The sequence below is a fragment of the Rhizobium sp. YTUHZ044 genome (assembly GCF_051123975.1).
Taxonomy (GTDB): Bacteria; Pseudomonadota; Alphaproteobacteria; order Rhizobiales; family Rhizobiaceae; genus Rhizobium.
Genome location: NZ_CP101427.1, coordinates 301,131 through 316,787 on the forward strand (window position 1 = coordinate 301,131; position 15,657 = coordinate 316,787).

At 61.5% G+C, this 15,657-nt stretch carries 11 protein-coding genes; 6 read left to right on the plus strand and 5 right to left on the minus strand.

Annotation, left to right across the window (positions count from 1 at the left end; all coding sequences use genetic code 11):
- Positions 1–16: 16 nt before the first annotated feature.
- Both NL154_RS24300 and NL154_RS24305 read left to right on the plus strand, forming a co-directional pair.
- On the plus strand, positions 17–4,009 hold the full coding sequence (locus NL154_RS24300) for an amino acid adenylation domain-containing protein (protein WP_434734178.1): 3,993 nt from the start codon (positions 17–19) through the stop codon (positions 4,007–4,009).
- Positions 4,006–5,364, plus strand: a complete 1,359-nt coding sequence (locus NL154_RS24305; RefSeq protein ID WP_434734179.1) for a lysine N(6)-hydroxylase/L-ornithine N(5)-oxygenase family protein — start codon at positions 4,006–4,008, stop codon at positions 5,362–5,364. Before NL154_RS24300 ends, NL154_RS24305 begins: the two co-directional genes overlap by 4 nt.
- On the opposite strand, the gene NL154_RS24310 is transcribed toward NL154_RS24305, so the two are convergent.
- Genes NL154_RS24310 through NL154_RS24325 form a run of 4 tightly spaced genes read right to left on the minus strand, consistent with a single transcriptional unit; the run spans position 5,322 to position 9,177 of the window.
- The gene (locus tag NL154_RS24310; RefSeq protein ID WP_434734180.1) at positions 5,322–6,056 is read right to left on the minus strand and encodes a 4'-phosphopantetheinyl transferase family protein; all 735 of its coding nucleotides are present in this window, start codon (positions 6,054–6,056) and stop codon (positions 5,322–5,324) included. The genes NL154_RS24305 and NL154_RS24310 overlap by 43 nt on opposite strands.
- Positions 6,057–6,102: 46 nt before the next feature.
- Positions 6,103–6,900: an ABC transporter ATP-binding protein gene (locus NL154_RS24315; RefSeq protein ID WP_085781813.1), complete on the minus strand. Its 798-nt coding sequence runs from the start codon at positions 6,898–6,900 to the stop codon at positions 6,103–6,105.
- A gap of 11 nt (positions 6,901–6,911) precedes the next feature.
- Positions 6,912–7,805 carry a nitrate ABC transporter permease gene (ntrB, locus tag NL154_RS24320; RefSeq protein WP_221156245.1) on the minus strand — a complete coding sequence of 298 codons (894 nt, stop codon included), beginning with the start codon at positions 7,803–7,805 and terminating at the stop codon, positions 6,912–6,914.
- 58 nt (positions 7,806–7,863) lie between these two features.
- Positions 7,864–9,177: a CmpA/NrtA family ABC transporter substrate-binding protein gene (locus NL154_RS24325; RefSeq protein ID WP_097601190.1), complete on the minus strand. Its 1,314-nt coding sequence runs from the start codon at positions 9,175–9,177 to the stop codon at positions 7,864–7,866.
- A gap of 416 nt (positions 9,178–9,593) precedes the next feature.
- On the opposite strand from NL154_RS24325, the gene NL154_RS24330 reads away from it, so the two are divergent.
- The gene (locus NL154_RS24330; protein ID WP_221156243.1) at positions 9,594–11,357 is read left to right on the plus strand and encodes a putative bifunctional diguanylate cyclase/phosphodiesterase; all 1,764 of its coding nucleotides are present in this window, start codon (positions 9,594–9,596) and stop codon (positions 11,355–11,357) included.
- 146 nt (positions 11,358–11,503) lie between these two features.
- Here NL154_RS24330 and NL154_RS24335 read toward each other — a convergent pair whose 3' ends face one another.
- A complete protein-coding gene (locus NL154_RS24335; protein WP_221156241.1) occupies positions 11,504–11,968 on the minus strand; it encodes an Lrp/AsnC family transcriptional regulator in 465 nt (154 codons plus the stop codon).
- 124 nt (positions 11,969–12,092) lie between these two features.
- On the opposite strand from NL154_RS24335, the gene alr reads away from it, so the two are divergent.
- From alr to NL154_RS24350, 3 genes are all read left to right on the plus strand, one after another.
- The gene (alr, locus tag NL154_RS24340; RefSeq protein ID WP_434734181.1) at positions 12,093–13,226 is read left to right on the plus strand and encodes an alanine racemase; all 1,134 of its coding nucleotides are present in this window, start codon (positions 12,093–12,095) and stop codon (positions 13,224–13,226) included.
- Positions 13,227–13,256: 30 nt separating this feature from the next.
- Positions 13,257–14,525, plus strand: a complete 1,269-nt coding sequence (locus NL154_RS24345; protein WP_434734182.1) for a D-amino acid dehydrogenase — start codon at positions 13,257–13,259, stop codon at positions 14,523–14,525.
- A gap of 80 nt (positions 14,526–14,605) precedes the next feature.
- The gene (locus NL154_RS24350) at positions 14,606–15,625 is read left to right on the plus strand and encodes an AraC family transcriptional regulator (protein WP_210632154.1); all 1,020 of its coding nucleotides are present in this window, start codon (positions 14,606–14,608) and stop codon (positions 15,623–15,625) included.
- Positions 15,626–15,657 lie beyond the last annotated feature (32 nt).

Genomic DNA, 15,657 nt, shown 5'->3' on the forward strand with positions numbered 1-15,657 from the left:
AGGTCTGGATGGCAAGATGAACAAGCAGATTACCAATTTCGCCGATGCCCGCCCGACCGACGCTGTGGATACCGTCTTCGAGAGCTTTCCGCTGACGATCGCGCAGAAGCGCATCTGGTCGCTGGAGCAGATCGGCAATTACACGGTCTTTCCCGACCAGATCATCGGCTTGCGGCTGGGTGCCGCAATCGACGTCGAGACGATTGCCGGAGCCTGCCGTGCGCTCGTGGCTGAGAACCCGTCGCTTGCCACCCGCTTCCGTCGGCTGGCGGGCGGCCGCATCGAGCAGTATCGCGGCGCATCGAACGCCGTGCCGATGGAAATTCTCGGCAAGGAAGGAGCCGCTCTTTCCGAGGCTGAAGCCTTGGCCGCGCGAAAAGCCTTTCGCGACAGACGCTTCGATCTGCTGGACGGGCCGGGGGCGCGCATTCAGATCATCCTGCTTGCCGATGGGCAATCAATGCTGACGATCGTGCTGCATCCGATCGTCTCAGACGACCGCGAAAAATCCGTACTTGCCGCTTCGCTGGCGCGCATCCTCGACGGCGCGCCGGCCGGCGACGTGCAGCCGGCGGAAGTTTCGACCGGAACGCGGGAGGAAGAATGGCTGGAGACGGATGAGGCGCGGGAAGCGTTTGCCTATTGGTGCGAGACGATCGGTCTCGACTATGCGGCCTCGGCCTTTCCCACCCGTTTCAACAGCGGCGGGCTTGCGGGCGTGGCGCGCGCTGAGCATCGGTTTGCGATTGAGCCCAACCTCTGGGCCAAGCTCGAACGGCATGCACAGGGCAAGGGATACCAGATCGAGCGCGTGCTTCACGCCGCCTTCTGCGCGCTGCTGGCGCGCTACAGCGGCAACTATGCCTTGCTGACCGGGCTGCTGATCGCGCGGCCCCGCACGGAACATTTCGCCAGCCGCGGCCGCGCCGAACAGGTCCTTCCCCTCGTCCTGCCGCTCGCCTCCCGGCATTCCCTCGACCACGTTGTTGCGACCATCTCCAAGGTGACGGAGGAAGGGCTTCTCCGGCTCGTGCCGTTGGAGCGCATCACGCAGGAATTGGTGGTCGACGAAGCGGCCGCCCAGGAAGCCGTGGTCAAGGCGCTGTTCGAATTCCGCGAGCCCTATCCCGTGCCGAGAGACGCGAAAAATTTGGAACCGTCAGGCGCGCGCGCCGACAGCGAGCTTTCCCTGGTGGTCGAGGCGCGTCTGGAAGGCGGTGCATTCGGGCTGATCGACTATGCCCAGGATCTTTACGACGGCGCCGTGATCGCCCGTGTCGCCAAGCATTTCCGCCTGGTGCTCGAACAGATCGTCGCGCAGCCGGATCTCCGGATCAAGGATATCGAACTCGTCGGCAGCGAAGAGCTCGACTGGTTGTCCGCCCCCTACGAGGATGATGTCGTCGACGACGATCGGCCGGTGCACGAACTGATCTCAACCCATTCGCGCCGGACGCCTGAAAAGACCGCGATCGTCTATGGTGACGAGGAGTGGAGCCATGGCTGGCTGGAGGCGAGCACCAATCGCCTCGGGCATCGGCTGCGGCAGTTCGGCGTTCGCGCCGAGGTGACGGTCGCGATCTTCATCAAGCGTTCGCCGGAGGCGATCGTCGGCATTCTCGCCACGCTGAAGGCAGGCGGCGCTTATATCCCGGTCGAGCCCGACCATCCGCCGGTCCGCAACCATCACATCCTGCGAGACGGCGGCGTCAAGATCGTCCTGACCCACAGCTGGCTGCGCCATCGCCTGCCGGACGAACTCGATGCGATTATCCTCGAACTCGACAAGCTTGATCTCGAAGGCGAGCCGGAGACGCCGCTCTACGTTCCCACGCATAAGGATCAGCTCGCCTATGTCATGTACACCTCGGGATCGACCGGATTGCCGAAGGGTGTGGCCGTCGAGCACGGCCCACTGACGCATCATTTGCAGAATACCTCGCGTGTCTACGGCATGAGCTCGGAGTCCCGCGAACTGCCATTCCTGCCCTTCAGCTCGGACGGCGGCCATGAGCGCTGGATGAACCCGCTGATGGAAGGCGGCAGCATCATTCTTCCCGACCAGCCGCTCTGGACACCGGAAGAGACGCTGACGGCGATGCGCAAGCATGGCGCCAACAATGCGAGCATCCCGACAACCTATTTGCAGCAGCTGGTGGAATGGGCCGACATTACCGACGGCGCGTCGCCGATGCGGCTTTACTCCTTCGGCGGCGAAGGGCTGGCGCAATCGACCTTCGATCTCCTGTCGCGGGCGTTGAAATCGGAATGGCTGATCAACGGCTACGGTCCGACGGAAACCATCATGACGCCGATGGTCTGGAAGGTGAGGGCCGGCACCAAGTTCCAGGGCGTCTACGCCCCGCTCGGCCGCGCCGTTGGGCTCCGGCGCGTCTATGTGCTCGACCCCGACCTCAATCCGTGCCCGATCGGCGTGACCGGCGAGCTTTATATCGGTGGTGAGGGCATTGCGCGCGGCTATCTCGGCAAGCCGGATACGACGGCGGACCGCTTCATCCCCGATCCGTTTTCGATAGAGGGCGGCCGGCTTTACCGCTCCGGCGACCTGACGCGCTGGCGCGAGGACGGAACCGTCGAATTCGTCGGCCGCGTCGACCATCAGGTGAAGTTGCGTGGATACCGCATCGAGCTCGGCGAGATCGAAGCGGCGCTGCTGCAGCAGCCCGGCGTCGGCGAAGCCCTGGTCGTGCTGCGTGATCACGATGCCGGCGGCGAAAAGGCCCTCGTTGCTTATGTCGTTCCCAAAAAGGACGAGAGGCTTGATGTCGAGACGGTCCGCGCCGGCCTCGAACGCAGTCTGCCATCCTACATGGTGCCGGCGGCCGTGGTCGAACTGGAAAAGATGCCGACCAATCCGAACAGCAAGCTCGACCGCTTCGCGCTGCCCGCACCCCAGCCGGTCAAGCGTGCCATCGTCGAGCCGGCGACCGCGCTCGAAGAAGAGGTGCTGGATGTCTGGCGCCAGGTTCTCAAGCTGGAAGCGATCAGCGTCGAGGATAATTTCTTCGCGATCGGCGGCAATTCGCTGGGCGCGATCCGCATCCTGTCGCAGCTGCGGCAGCGCCGGCCGAAGATCCCGCTCACCGTCGCCGATATCTTCAACAACCCGACCATTCGCGCCTTTGCCGGCGTGATGGAGCAGGGGGAAGAGCGGGATCTTTCCGAGGTGATCGTGCTGCGGGCATCGGGCGCCAAGCCACGGCTCTATTGCTTCCCAGGACTTCTCGTCAGCACCCGCGAATATGTGAAGCTCGTCGATTATCTCGGCGCCGACCAGCCGGCGACCGGCTTCATTTGCCATTCGCTGTCCGAGAAGAAGGAAGTCGGCGCGCCTGTCGAAGAGATCATCGAGAGCTATGTCGACTATATCAGGAAGCACAGCTGCGGCGCGCCCTGCACTTTCCTCGGCTGGTCCTGGGGCGGGCTTCTGGCTTATGAGGCTGCCCGCACGCTTGCCAACGAGGTCGATGTGCGGATGATGGCGATGGTCGATGTTTGCGACCTCGGATCGGAATTTGCGATCGGCGCCAAGCCGCGTTTCCGGCCGGGCGAACGCGACGCGCTTCACCGGGACGTGCAGGCATGGCTGCAAAAGACGGCGATGCGGCCGGAATGGGACCGGCTGCTGTCGACGATGGATGCCGACACCTACGAGCAGTTCCTGCGCTTCGTCGGCGACGAGAAGGACCCGCTTCCCACAGACGGGCCCGATATCAGCAGCCGCGAGCATACGTTCTGGGTGCTGATCGATAATGCCCTGATCTTCCGCAAGCACCGGCTCGTTCCCCATGACGTGCCGATCTATCCCTGGGCAGCCGACGACAGCCTCAACCGCGGCCTCAACCTGATCGATTGGCGCCGCCTGTCGCCGCGCGCGCATGCTGCCGAGATCATCACCGGCACCAACCACCTGCACATGATCGGGTCGCCCGCCTTCCACTCAAGGCTTGCCCTGCGTCTCAAGGAAACAGAGAAGGATAACGCATGACGGTCGCTTTTACCCGCAGGGATGCCCTCAACGAGCCGCTCGATCTTGCCGGTATCGGCATCGGTCCCTCCAATCTGAGCCTTGCCTGCCTGCTGGAATCCGTGCCCGAGGTCCGCAGCCGCTTCTTCGAGCGGCGCGGCGCCTTCGACTGGCATCCCGGCATGATGATGCCCGGTGTCGAGTTGCAGTCCTCCTTCCTGAAGGACCTCGTCACCCCGGTCCTTCCGACCAGCCGCTGGTCCTTTATCTCCTATCTGGTCGCCCATAAGAGGCTCTACGCCTTCCTGAACGCCAATTACAACGCCGTTCCCCGGCAGGAATTCGCACGTTATCTCGCCTGGGTCGCTAAGGGCGTGGAAGGCTTGCGCTTTTCGAGCGAGATCCGCGACGTCGAACACCGCGACGACCGCTTCGTCCTGCGCTTCGATGACGGCCAGGAGGAAGCGCGCAACCTGGTGATCGGCACGGGCTCTTCGCCCTTCGTGCCCGATTGGGCAAAACCCTTCCTGGGTGCGGATTGCTTCCATAACAGCGAGGCGAAATCGCGTCTCGGCAATCTCGGCGCTTCCCGCATCGTCGTGGTCGGCGGCGGCCAGAGCGGCGGCGAGGTGGTCGATGCGCTGCTTGGCGATCCCGGTTCGATCATGGAACTGACCTGGATCAGCCGGCGCCATAATTTCGAGCCGATCAACGATACGCCGTTCTCAAACCAGGTCTTCTCGCCGGAATATGTGCAGGCCTATCTGAAGCTCGGCGCCGAGCAGAAGCAGGCAGCTCTGACGAACTCGATCCTGACCAGTGACGGCCTGTCGATTTCGACGATCCACTCGATCTACCGCCGCCTCTATGCGCTGCGTTACCTTGAGCAGAGCACGCTGAATGCATCTTTGTCGCCGAACCGCGATGTGATCCAGATGGAGCGGAACGGCAATGCCTATCGGCTCATCGTCCGCAACCATTTCGATGGCGGGATCGAGGTGCTGCATGCCGATGCGGTGGTGCTGGCAACCGGCTACAGGTTCCGTTTGCCGGATGCGCTCGGATCGCTAAGCGAAAGGATCAGCCTCGACAGAAACGGCTATCCCACCCTGAACGACGACTACACGATGCAGTGGACAGGCCCGAGGACCAACCGCCTGTTTGCGCAGAACGCCGGCCGATACTCGCACGGCATTGCCGACTCGCAGCTCAGCCTCATGGCGTGGCGTAGCGCCAAGATCGTCAACACCCTTCTCGGCCGGCAGCATTTCGATGCCGAGCCTGACAATGCCCAACTGGTCTGGGCGACGGAGGCAGCTTCTGCCATGTCGCATCAGCTCCGGGCCGGCCATTCGGACGGCATGCTGTCATCCTGAAACGTCAGGACATGAATGCTGGGGGCGCGAAATTGTGAGTGGACGGCCAGCGCGGCGACGTGCTGGCTGCCGCTCTCGATCAGGCGGTGATGCCATTGCCGGTCCGGTGCGCCGCTCTGAACCAGGTCGGGGATGCCGTCCTGCCAGGAAAAGGCGACGCTGCGGGGATCTTCACGCAAGCCTACCCCGAGTGCCTTGAGATGGCTCTCCTTGAGCGCCCAAAGGGCAACGGCTGCACGCGATCGTTCGCCCGGAGGCAGTTGATCGAGCCACTGCCGTTCGTCCAGGCTGCAATAGCTCTCCAACGCCGCCGCTTCGATTTCGGCGTCGGCGCGTTCGCAGTCGATCCCGACGCGCTCGCATTCTGAAGTGACGGCGACGGCCACCAGCCCGTCGGCATTGGAAAGGCTGAAGTGCAGCCCGTCGTGACCCTCGGCCCTCAGCCTGCCGTACGCATCCGCCTGCAACAGCAGCTTGTCAGGCTGCGTCTTGGTATGCGCGCTCAGCACTTGCCGCAGCAGACAGCGGCCGGCGATGAACGAGGTCCGGTCGCGCTCGAAGCGATAGGTCGCGGCGCGCTCCCGCTCATTCGGTGAAAGCCACTGCATCCAGCGCTTCTCGCCGCTGTCGTTCTTCGGATATTTCCAGAGCACGACATCGATGGCGGCCGGTTGATTTTCTGATTGCTGCATCAGGCCAGTATGCGTAACGCGGCCCGATTGGCAATCTCCGCGGGATTTACTCCGCGGCTTCGATGAAGCGGTGGCGTTCGTAAAGGAATTTGAGCACGGCCTCGCGGCATTTGAGATATGTCCGGTCGGAGGCGAGCTCGATGCGGTTGCGGGGGCGGGGCATGGTGACGTCGAGCACTTCGCCGATGCGGGCCGCCGGGCCGTTGGTCATCATCACGATGCGGTCGGAGAGCAGCACCGCTTCATCAACATCATGGGTGATCATCACCATCGTGTTGCCGAGCCGGCTATGGATCTCCATCACCGCATCCTGAAGATGGGCGCGGGTCAATGCGTCGAGTGCCCCGAACGGCTCGTCGAGCAGCAGGATCTTCGGCTCCATTGAAAGCGCGCGGGCAATGCCGACGCGCTGCTTCATGCCGCCGGATATCTCCGCGGGCCGCTTGTCCCTGGCATGGGCCATCTGCACGAGGTCGAGATTGGCCATCACCCAGTCATGTCGCTCGGCCTTGGTCTTCGTTCGGCTGAAGACCTTGGAGACGGCGAGATTCACGTTCTCATAGACCGTCAGCCAGGGCAGGAGCGAATGGTTCTGAAAAACGACGGCGCGTTCCGGGCCCGGCTCGTTGACCTCTTGATTTTCCAGAAGCACGGCGCCTGCCGAAACCGGGGTCAGGCCGGCAATGAGATTGAGCAGGGTGGACTTGCCGCAACCGGAATGGCCGATGATCGAGACGAATTCGCCCTGTGAAATCGTCAGGTTGATGTCCTTCAGGACTTCGGCGCGCACGCCGCCGCGATCGAAATGCTTGTCGATATGATCGAGCTTGAGATAGGCGTTCATCGATATGGTCCTCAGTTGGCCATGGCGCCGCGGGTGACGAGTTTGCCGAGCGCGGCCACCAGCTTGTCGAGAGCAAAACCGACGATGCCGATATAGGCGAGCGCGACGATGATGTCGGGAAGGCGCGAGGAGTTCCACGCATCCCAGATGAAGAAGCCGATGCCGACGCCGCCGGTCAGCATTTCGGCCGCGACGATGGCGAGCCAGGAAAGGCCGACGCCGATCCTGAGGCCGGTGAAGATGTAAGGGGCCGCCGACGGCAGCATGATCTTCCAGAAGAATTCGAGCTGGTTGAGCCGCAGCACCTTGGCGACGTTGCGATAGTCCTGCGGAATATTGCGGACGCCGACGGCGGTGTTGATGATGACAGGCCAGATCGAGGTGATGAAGATGACGAAGATCGCCGAAGGGCTGGAATCCTGGAATGCGGCGAGCGACAGCGGCAGCCAAGCGAGCGGCGGCACCGTGCGCAGCACCTGGAAGATCGGATCGAGGCCGCGCATGGCCCAGACCGATTGACCGATGATCGCCCCGATGATGACGCCGGTGACTGCGGCAAGGCCGAAGCCATAAGCCACGCGCTGCAGCGAGACCAGCACCCGCCAGCCGAGCCCGATATCCTGGGAGCCGTAGTTGAAGAACGGATAGGCGATGAGGTCGTAGCTATCCTGCCAGACTTGGTGCGGCGAAGGCAGAGAGGCGTCCGCCGATGAACAGAGCGCCTGCCAGAGGAGGAGGACGAGAGCCAGCACGACGGCCGGCGGAACGACATTGTGAAGTGCGGTCAGCGCCGCGCGGCGAAAATCGATCCGCGATGCTTGCTTGCCGGAGAATGACAGAACCTTCGCCGCCGGCTTTGCAGAGGCGACGATCGAGGGATTTTCTTTATTTGCCAGGGCGGACATCAGCGCGCTCCTCACGGGAATGGAAGGCCGGCGCGCCGGTCGCGCGCCGGAGGCGGGATCAGGAGACGGCCTTGATCGAAAGGCTCTCCAGGTAGGCGGAGGGATTTTCAGGGTCGAAGACCTTGCCGTCGAAGAAGGTTTCCTTGCCCCGGGACGACGATGCGGGAATGTCGGCAGCAGCGATGCCGAGATCCTTGGCAGCCTCGCGCCAGATATCCTCGCGGTTCACCTGGTTGACCAGCGCCTTCACATCGGTCGTCGCCGGCAGGTTTCCCCAACGGATGTTTTCCGTCATGAACCAGGCATCGTGGCTCTTGAACGGGTAGGAGGCGCCGTCCTTCCAAAACTTCATGTAGAGATCGGTCGCCTTGACCTCGCGGCCATTGCCATAATTGATATCGCCCTTCAGGCGGCCGAGCACATCCTTGGTCGGAACGTTGAACCATTGACGCTTGCCGAGAATCTCCGCCATCTCCGCCTTGTTGTCCATGCTGTCGCACCATTGCTGCGCTTCCATGACGGCCATCAGCAGGGCCTTGGCGGCATTCGGGTTCTTTTCGATCCATTCGGCGCGGAGCCCCAGCGCCTTTTCGGGATGGCCCTTCCAGAGCTCGCCGGTGGTGGCTGCCGTGAAGCCGATGCCCTGGTTGACGAGTTGCTCGTTCCAAGGCTCGCCCACACAGAAAACGTCCATGTTGCCGACCTTCATGTTGGCCACCATCTGCGGCGGCGGCACGACGATGGTCGAAACGTCCTTGTTCGGGTCGATGCCGCCGGCGGCGAGCCAGTAGCGGATCCAGAGGTCGTGGGTGCCGCCCGGGAAGGTCATGGCGGCCTTGATCTCCTTGCCTTCGGTCTTCTTCTTTTCGAAGGCTGCCTTCAGCTTCGAGGCATCGAGCTGGACGCCGGTTTCGGCATATTCCTTGGCGACGGAGATGCCCTGGCTGTCGAGATTGAGCCGGGCAAGGACTGCCATCGGCACCGGCTTGTTGTTCTGCGTCACCTTGCCGGTGTGCATGAGATAGGGGAGCGGCGAGAGGATGTGAGCGCCGTCGATACCGTTGGCTGCGCCGCCCAACACGAGATTGTCTCTCGTCGCACCCCAGGACGCCTGTTTGGCGACATCCGTTTCCGGAAGTCCATATTTTTCGAACAGGCCTTTTTCCTTGGCGATAATCAGCGGCGCGGAATCCGTGAGCGCGATGAAGCCGAGCTTGATGCCGTTCACTTCAGGGCCTGCCCCGGCCGCAAAGGCGCCGGAGGGAAAGGCGGTCTTGACGGCGCCGATGAGGGCGGCCGCTGCAGTCGTCTTGAGCATGCTCCGGCGGGTGATGCCGGTTGCCGATATCGCAGTCGTCGAAATCTTCTTCATCTGCAGGTTCCCCTCTGCTTGGTGAATTCGGACGCAAAAAAACGCCGCCGGAATGCGTCCACGGGATGAGTGCATCCCGGATGGCAATCCTTGCGACGTCGATGTCTAACGCAAGCGCTTATGTCGCGCCCATCTGCAGCGGTCGCCGTTGACCGATGCACATTGAAGGCCTGCAATTGGTGTGCCAAGTCCAAAGCGACGGCAGTAACTTCATGAGCTGAAAGGCAAAAATAGGTCAGTTCCAGCGTGCTTATTTCCTGGGCAGTCTGAATATGTGATTAGTATTTGTGCTGTTACCAGGGCGGTGGCATTCGCAAGAGCGTTATATTTGTGCATCGCACTGGCCGTTTATCGGCTGACTGATTGGCCAACAGGGTCTTTGGCCTTCGTTCGATTAGCACTCTTTAAGATATTCAATGCGACACTCGGGCGAACGTAACAGCGAGATTGCCTTGAGCAGCAAACGATCCAGAACGAATGTCGAACTTGAAAATCTGCTTCGCCAGCTTGGCTTGGCTCTTGAGGCATCCAGGATTGGCATCTGGCAACACAATATCGCAAAAAATCAGACGCGCTGGGACGAGCAGCTCAAGCTGATCTATGGCGTTCCGAAAGCGCCGCTTGACGTTATCTGGCTGGACAGCGTCCACCCCGATGATCTGGCGGCGACCAATGAAATATTTCTGCGGGCGATCGAAACCAGATCGGATTACGCATCGGAATTTCGCATTGTTCGACCAGACGGAGCGATCCGCTATCTGCGTTCGCGCGCTCGCTATTTCGTCGATGTGGCCGGCGACCCCTGCTTTGTCGGCGCCGAATGGGATGTGACCGACGACGTCCTGCTCAACAAGGAACTGGAGAGGAGCCGCGCGGAAGCTCGGTTCGCGGCCGATCACGATCACCTCACCGGTCTCTTGAACCGGCGTAGTTTCGATTTCGCCCTGTCCGAGCTTGCCAGGCAGGAGGGCGTCAAGGTTGCGCTTCTCCATATAGACGTGGACCATTTCAAGGAGATCAATGATCGCTTCGGGCATGCGGTCGGCGACCTCGTTCTGTGTCATGTCAGCGAGATTCTTCTGGAGGCCATTTCCGCAGATGACGTCGCAGCGCGCCTCGGCGGCGATGAGTTCGCAGTCATCGTCACTGAAGACGAGCCCGACAGGACGAGGGCGGTGCTCGATCATATTCAGCGACGCCTGGAAAGCCCGCTTCCTGGTGTCGACCAGGCACTCAGCGTGCAGTGTTCCATTGGCGTTGCCAGCGCCATGAGCGGAGACTTTGCCAAGCTGCTCTCCCAGTCGGACCTGGCTTTGTACCACGCCAAGCGGAATGGCCGGAATCGCGCCGAGATTTTTACCGACGAGATGGCTTCGAGGCTGGCGAACGAAAGGCAGCTCGTCCAGGATCTGCGATCCGGATTGGCGCTCGGCCAGATCCGTCCATTTTACCAGGTGCAGGTCGACGCCAGGTCTTTCCGGGTAAACGGCGTCGAAGCTCTGGCGAGATGGCACCATCCGACGAGAGGAATTCTCGCTCCGGCGCATTTCCTGCCTCTCGCCTCGTCGAACGGATTGGTCGCAGAGCTTGACGATGTCATCCTGAGAGCCGTCCTATTGGATATGAGATCCTCGGCCTCGCTGCTCGAGCGCGTTCGGCTGTCGATCAACCTCTCCGCCGAGCGTCTCGATGATCCCGAATTGACAACGAAACTCGGCGGCTATGACATCCCGCCCGGCCGATTGAGCTTCGAGCTGATAGAGACGATATTCCTGGACAGCCTGAGCGATCGGGTGCGCCAGAACATCCAGGCCATCAAGTCCTTCGGTATCGACATTGAGATCGACGATCTCGGATCGGGGCATGCCTCCTTGCTGGGCCTGCTCGAGCTCAGACCGGACCGCGTCAAGATCGATCGCCAGCTTGTGATGCCGATCCTGCAATCCGTTCCCAGCCGCCGGCTTGTCAGTTCGCTGGTCGACATAGCGCGCGCGCTTGACATGGAGGTGATTGCGGAAGGCGTGGAAACCTTCGAGCATGCCAAAGTGCTCGCCGATCTTGGCGTCCACACTCTCCAGGGTTATGCTTTTGGACGGCCGCAGTCGTTTGCCGAACTGGCAGGGCGATTGGCGCAGGAAGCATTGGAGTTCGGGCAAGCCAACTCTATCCGGTTAGCCTGACAGAGCCTCGAAGTGATCAGTGACTCCGTTGGAGTGATCGGCCCGACACCGCAACTGCTTCAGGGAAGCAATTCGAGGATCAGTGTCGTCTACGCGTCTGGAGACGCGGGCTGCAAGACTGGAGAGCGATTCAGGCCGACGCCTGCTCATCGCTTATTTTTGGTGCGCGTCGCCAGGACGTTGCGGATCGAGAAGCTGGAGTGAATCCTGAGGACGCCTGGCAAGGCCGATAATATTTCCTTGTGGATCCGTTCGAATTCGCCGGCATTGGCGACTTCCACGCGCAGCAGATAGTCGGATCCACCCGTCATCAGGAAACATTCGCGGATTTCCGGATGACGGCGGACGGCCGCCTCGAAACGGTCGAGATAATCCTCCGTCTGCCGTTCGAGGGTGATGTTGATGATAACGGCAATCATCGCATCCGCATTGCTCGTATCGAGAAGCGCCGTATAGCCGCGGATCACGCCCGTCTTTTCCATGATCTTGATGCGTCTGAGGCAAGCAGACGGCGACAGGCCGACCTCGACGGCAAGCTTGGCATTGCTCATCCGGGCGTCGAGGCGCAGGAGCCTGAGGATGTTGCGATCTGTGGTGTCAAGGGCGGGCATGATCGATTATTCCAAATTTTCACCGATCATGCGCATAAGATGCAATAGATGCAATAATCAATGACAAATTGACCTGCAATATCGCTTATTCTTTCATACACTGCAGGGAAACAAGAGGGTGAACATGGACAGCGATATTTTGGTTTCGCATGCACATACTGCCGTGACCATGCAGGGGGCTACAGGCTACCTGACGGTCGATCTTGCTGCGCTCGGCCGCAATTATCGCAAGCTGGTGTCGATGCTGGCGCCGGTTCGTGCGGGCGCCGTCGTCAAGGCCGATGCCTATGGACTCGGCGCGGAACGGGTGGCGAAAACGCTCTACGGCAAAGATTGCCGGCATTTCTTCGTTGCTCAATTCGTCGAGGCGGCGAGGCTCCGGCCGGTGCTTGCGCAGGACGCCCAGATTTTCGTGCTGAACGGCTTGCAGCCGGGTAATGAAATTGCCTGCGCCGAAATGAATATTGTCCCTGTTCTGAATTCGCTTGCCCAGTGGCAGCAATGGTCGGCGGCGGCGCGCGCGCTGAAGCGCTGCCTGCCGGCCGTCCTGCAATTCGACACCGGCATGTCGCGGCTGGGCTTTCCCCCGGAGGAAAGGGCGGATCTGGCGACAGCCCTTCGCAATGGCACCAATATCGAAGTCCTGTTCATCATGAGCCATCTGGCTTCGGCCGATGAGACCGATGGCGAGCAGAATGGCGACCAGCTGGCAGAAATGTCCTGCATCGCCGACGACTTTCCAGGCTTCGACATCTCCTTCGCCAATTCCGGCGGCGTCTTCCTCGGCGAAGCCTATCATGGCGTGCTCGCCCGGCCGGGCATCGCGCTTTATGGCGGCGCTGCGAGCGCCGGCGCGCCGAACCTGATGGAGCCGGTCGTCAGCCTCGATGTCGCCGTCGTGCAGACGCGGACCGTATCACCGGGCACGAAGGTTGGTTACGGCGGCGCGCATGTCGCGCAACGGGAAATGTGTCTTGCCACCATTGCCGCCGGCTATGCCGACGGCCTGCCGCGCTGCCTCAGCGACCGCGGCGCCGTCTATTACAAGGGCACGCGCCTGCCGATCGTCGGCCGCGTTTCGATGGACAGCATCACGGTGGATATATCGGCGCTGCCCGAAGGCGCGCTGACGCTCGGCAGTCTTGTCGAGGTGCTCGGGCAGCATCAGACGCTTGAGGATATTGCGCGCGATGCCGACACCATATCTTATGAAATCCTGACCGGTCTCGGCGATCGGTATCACAGGCAATATCGCTGAGAGCCGGCTGGCTTCATTCTTGGGGACATCATGAAAGTCATCGTTCTGGGTGCCGGCATCGTCGGCGTCACATCCGCCTATCAGCTGGCCAAGGCAGGCCATGAGGTTACCGTCGTCGACCGGCAATCGGGGCCGGCGCTGGAGACGAGCTTTGCCAATGCCGGCGAAGTCTCCTTCGGCTATTGCTCGCCATGGGCGGCACCCGGCATTCCGATGAAGGCAATGAAATGGCTGTTCATGAAACATGCGCCGCTCATCCTGCGCCCGAAATTGGACATGGCCATGCTCTCATGGATGGCGAGGATGCTGTCGAACTGCAGCTCCGAGCGCTACGCGATCAACAAAAGCCGCATGCTGCGCCTTGCCGATTACAGCCGCATTGCGCTCGCCGAGCTTCGCTCAGAAACCGGCATCACCTATGACGAACGCATGCAGGGAACCCTGCAGCTGTTCCGCACGCAGCAGCAGCTCGATGCTTCGGCCAAGGACGTCAAGGCGCTGGCCGCCGACGGCATTCCCTATGAACTGCTGGACCGCGACGGCTGCATTCGCGTCGAACCGGCGCTCAGGCACGTACGCGACAAGATCGTCGGCGGGTTGCTGACGCCCAAGGACGAAACCGGCGACTGCTTCAAGTTCACCAATGCGCTCGCCGCCAAAGCCGAGGCGCTCGGTGTGCGTTTCGCCTATGGGACGACGATCAAGGCGCTGGATGTCGAGGGAGGCCGCGTGCGCGGGATTGTCACCGCTCCCGATCCCGTTCGGGACCGCGAGCGGATCAGTGCCGAGGCTGTGGTGGTCGCGCTGGGCAGTTACTCGCCGCTGCTGCTGAAGCCCTTTGGTATCCGCCTGCCGGTCTATCCGGTCAAAGGCTACTCGCTCACCATCCCGATTAACGATGCGTCACGCGCGCCGGAATCGACCGTGATGGACGAAACCTACAAGATCGCGATCACTCGGCTCGGCGACCGCATCCGCGTCGGCGGCATGGCCGAAATATCAGGCTATACCAATGATCTCGGTCTCGCTCGCCGCAGCACGCTCGAACATTCCGTCACCGACCTTTTCCCCGGCGGTGATGTTTCCAGGGCTTCCTTCTGGTCCGGCCTCCGCCCGATGACGCCGGACGGCACGCCGGTCATCGGCCCGACCAAGGTCGCCGGCCTGTTCCTCAATACCGGTCACGGCACGCTCGGCTGGACCATGAGCACCGGTTCGGCCCGGCTGATCGGCGATCTCGTCAGCAACCGTTCGCCCGAAATCGACGCCAAGGACCTGGCAATCAGCCGATACGGCTGACGCGAAATGGACGACAGGAGGAATGAACGATATTGTACAAAATGCCTGTCACTCGCGGGCATCACCGTAGGAGGTCACGAATGTCCGTTAGCCCCGATCGGCATGCACCAGGCAGCGTGGTCCAATCGTCGGCCGTATCGAATGTGTCGTTTCGGGCAACGGTGCAGAACGGAACCGACGCGGATGAGCTCGCGGAAGCACTGTCGACGCCGACATCCACAATAAGGGTCTCGACCGAAGGCACGATGCCCATCGCGTATCGCTGCAATTTCATCTCGATGGAAGATGTAAGCGTGGCCGATTGCTCTTATGAAGGCTCGATTTCCAGCAGGCGAGACGGGGTCGCTGATAGATTGGCTGTGTTCCTGCCGACGCAGGGGATGATGTTGTTCGGCGGCAAGCGGGAGCCGATATATTCGCTACCCGGTCGCGGGGTGATCCTGGAACAGGGCGCCGTCAAGGGAACAAGGATCATCGGCCCCCGCCGTCATTTCTGCCTTTTCATCGATCGCGCCAAGATCGCCGCGCAGCTCACCCATATGTGCGAGCGGACGATCAGCGGCGATATCGGCTTCCATACCGACATCGATCTGACGGCCGGTCCGGGATTCCTCCTGCAGCAACTCGTCTCGAACCTCCACAGCGGTCTCACTGGCAACGGCTTGCTGCAGCGCTCACCACTGGCCGTAAAATCGCTCTGCGATGCGGCGGTTTACCTGCTTCTGGAGACATGTCCCCATCACTATTCGGAGGAGTTGGCGCGTGCCGCTCCGCTCCCGGCCCCGCGCCATGTGAAATGGGCCATGGATTTCATGCAGGAACACATCGCCGAACCGATCTCCCTCAGCGAAATCGCCGTGGCGGCCAAGGTAAGCGTTCGGACTTTGCAGCAGGGCTTCCGTCAGTTCAGGAACACCACTCCAATCGCCTATCTGCATGAAATCAGAATGATTGCCGCCCATCGCGAGCTGCTGGAATCAGACGGAACCCAGGCCATCGCCGAAATCGCGCTGAGATGGGGGTTCACCCATCTCGGGCGATTTGCAGCCGACTACAGGAAGCGCTTCGGCCAGTTGCCGTCGCAGACCGCAAAGCGCTAGGGCGCCGACGCGCTAACCACGGCCGGGATTCA

Coding starts and splice junctions, on each gene's coding strand:
- NL154_RS24300 (WP_434734178.1), top strand. CDS start 17: ATGAACAAGCAGATTACCAATTTCGCCGATGCCCGCCCGACCGACGCT.
- NL154_RS24305 (WP_434734179.1), top strand. CDS start 4,006: ATGACGGTCGCTTTTACCCGCAGGGATGCCCTCAACGAGCCGCTCGAT.
- NL154_RS24310 (WP_434734180.1), bottom strand. CDS start 6,056: ATGCAGCAATCAGAAAATCAACCGGCCGCCATCGATGTCGTGCTCTGG.
- NL154_RS24315 (WP_085781813.1), bottom strand. CDS start 6,900: ATGAACGCCTATCTCAAGCTCGATCATATCGACAAGCATTTCGATCGC.
- ntrB (WP_221156245.1), bottom strand. CDS start 7,805: ATGTCCGCCCTGGCAAATAAAGAAAATCCCTCGATCGTCGCCTCTGCA.
- NL154_RS24325 (WP_097601190.1), bottom strand. CDS start 9,177: ATGAAGAAGATTTCGACGACTGCGATATCGGCAACCGGCATCACCCGC.
- NL154_RS24330 (WP_221156243.1), top strand. CDS start 9,594: ATGCGACACTCGGGCGAACGTAACAGCGAGATTGCCTTGAGCAGCAAA.
- NL154_RS24335 (WP_221156241.1), bottom strand. CDS start 11,968: ATGCCCGCCCTTGACACCACAGATCGCAACATCCTCAGGCTCCTGCGC.
- alr (WP_434734181.1), top strand. CDS start 12,093: ATGGACAGCGATATTTTGGTTTCGCATGCACATACTGCCGTGACCATG.
- NL154_RS24345 (WP_434734182.1), top strand. CDS start 13,257: ATGAAAGTCATCGTTCTGGGTGCCGGCATCGTCGGCGTCACATCCGCC.
- NL154_RS24350 (WP_210632154.1), top strand. CDS start 14,606: ATGTCCGTTAGCCCCGATCGGCATGCACCAGGCAGCGTGGTCCAATCG.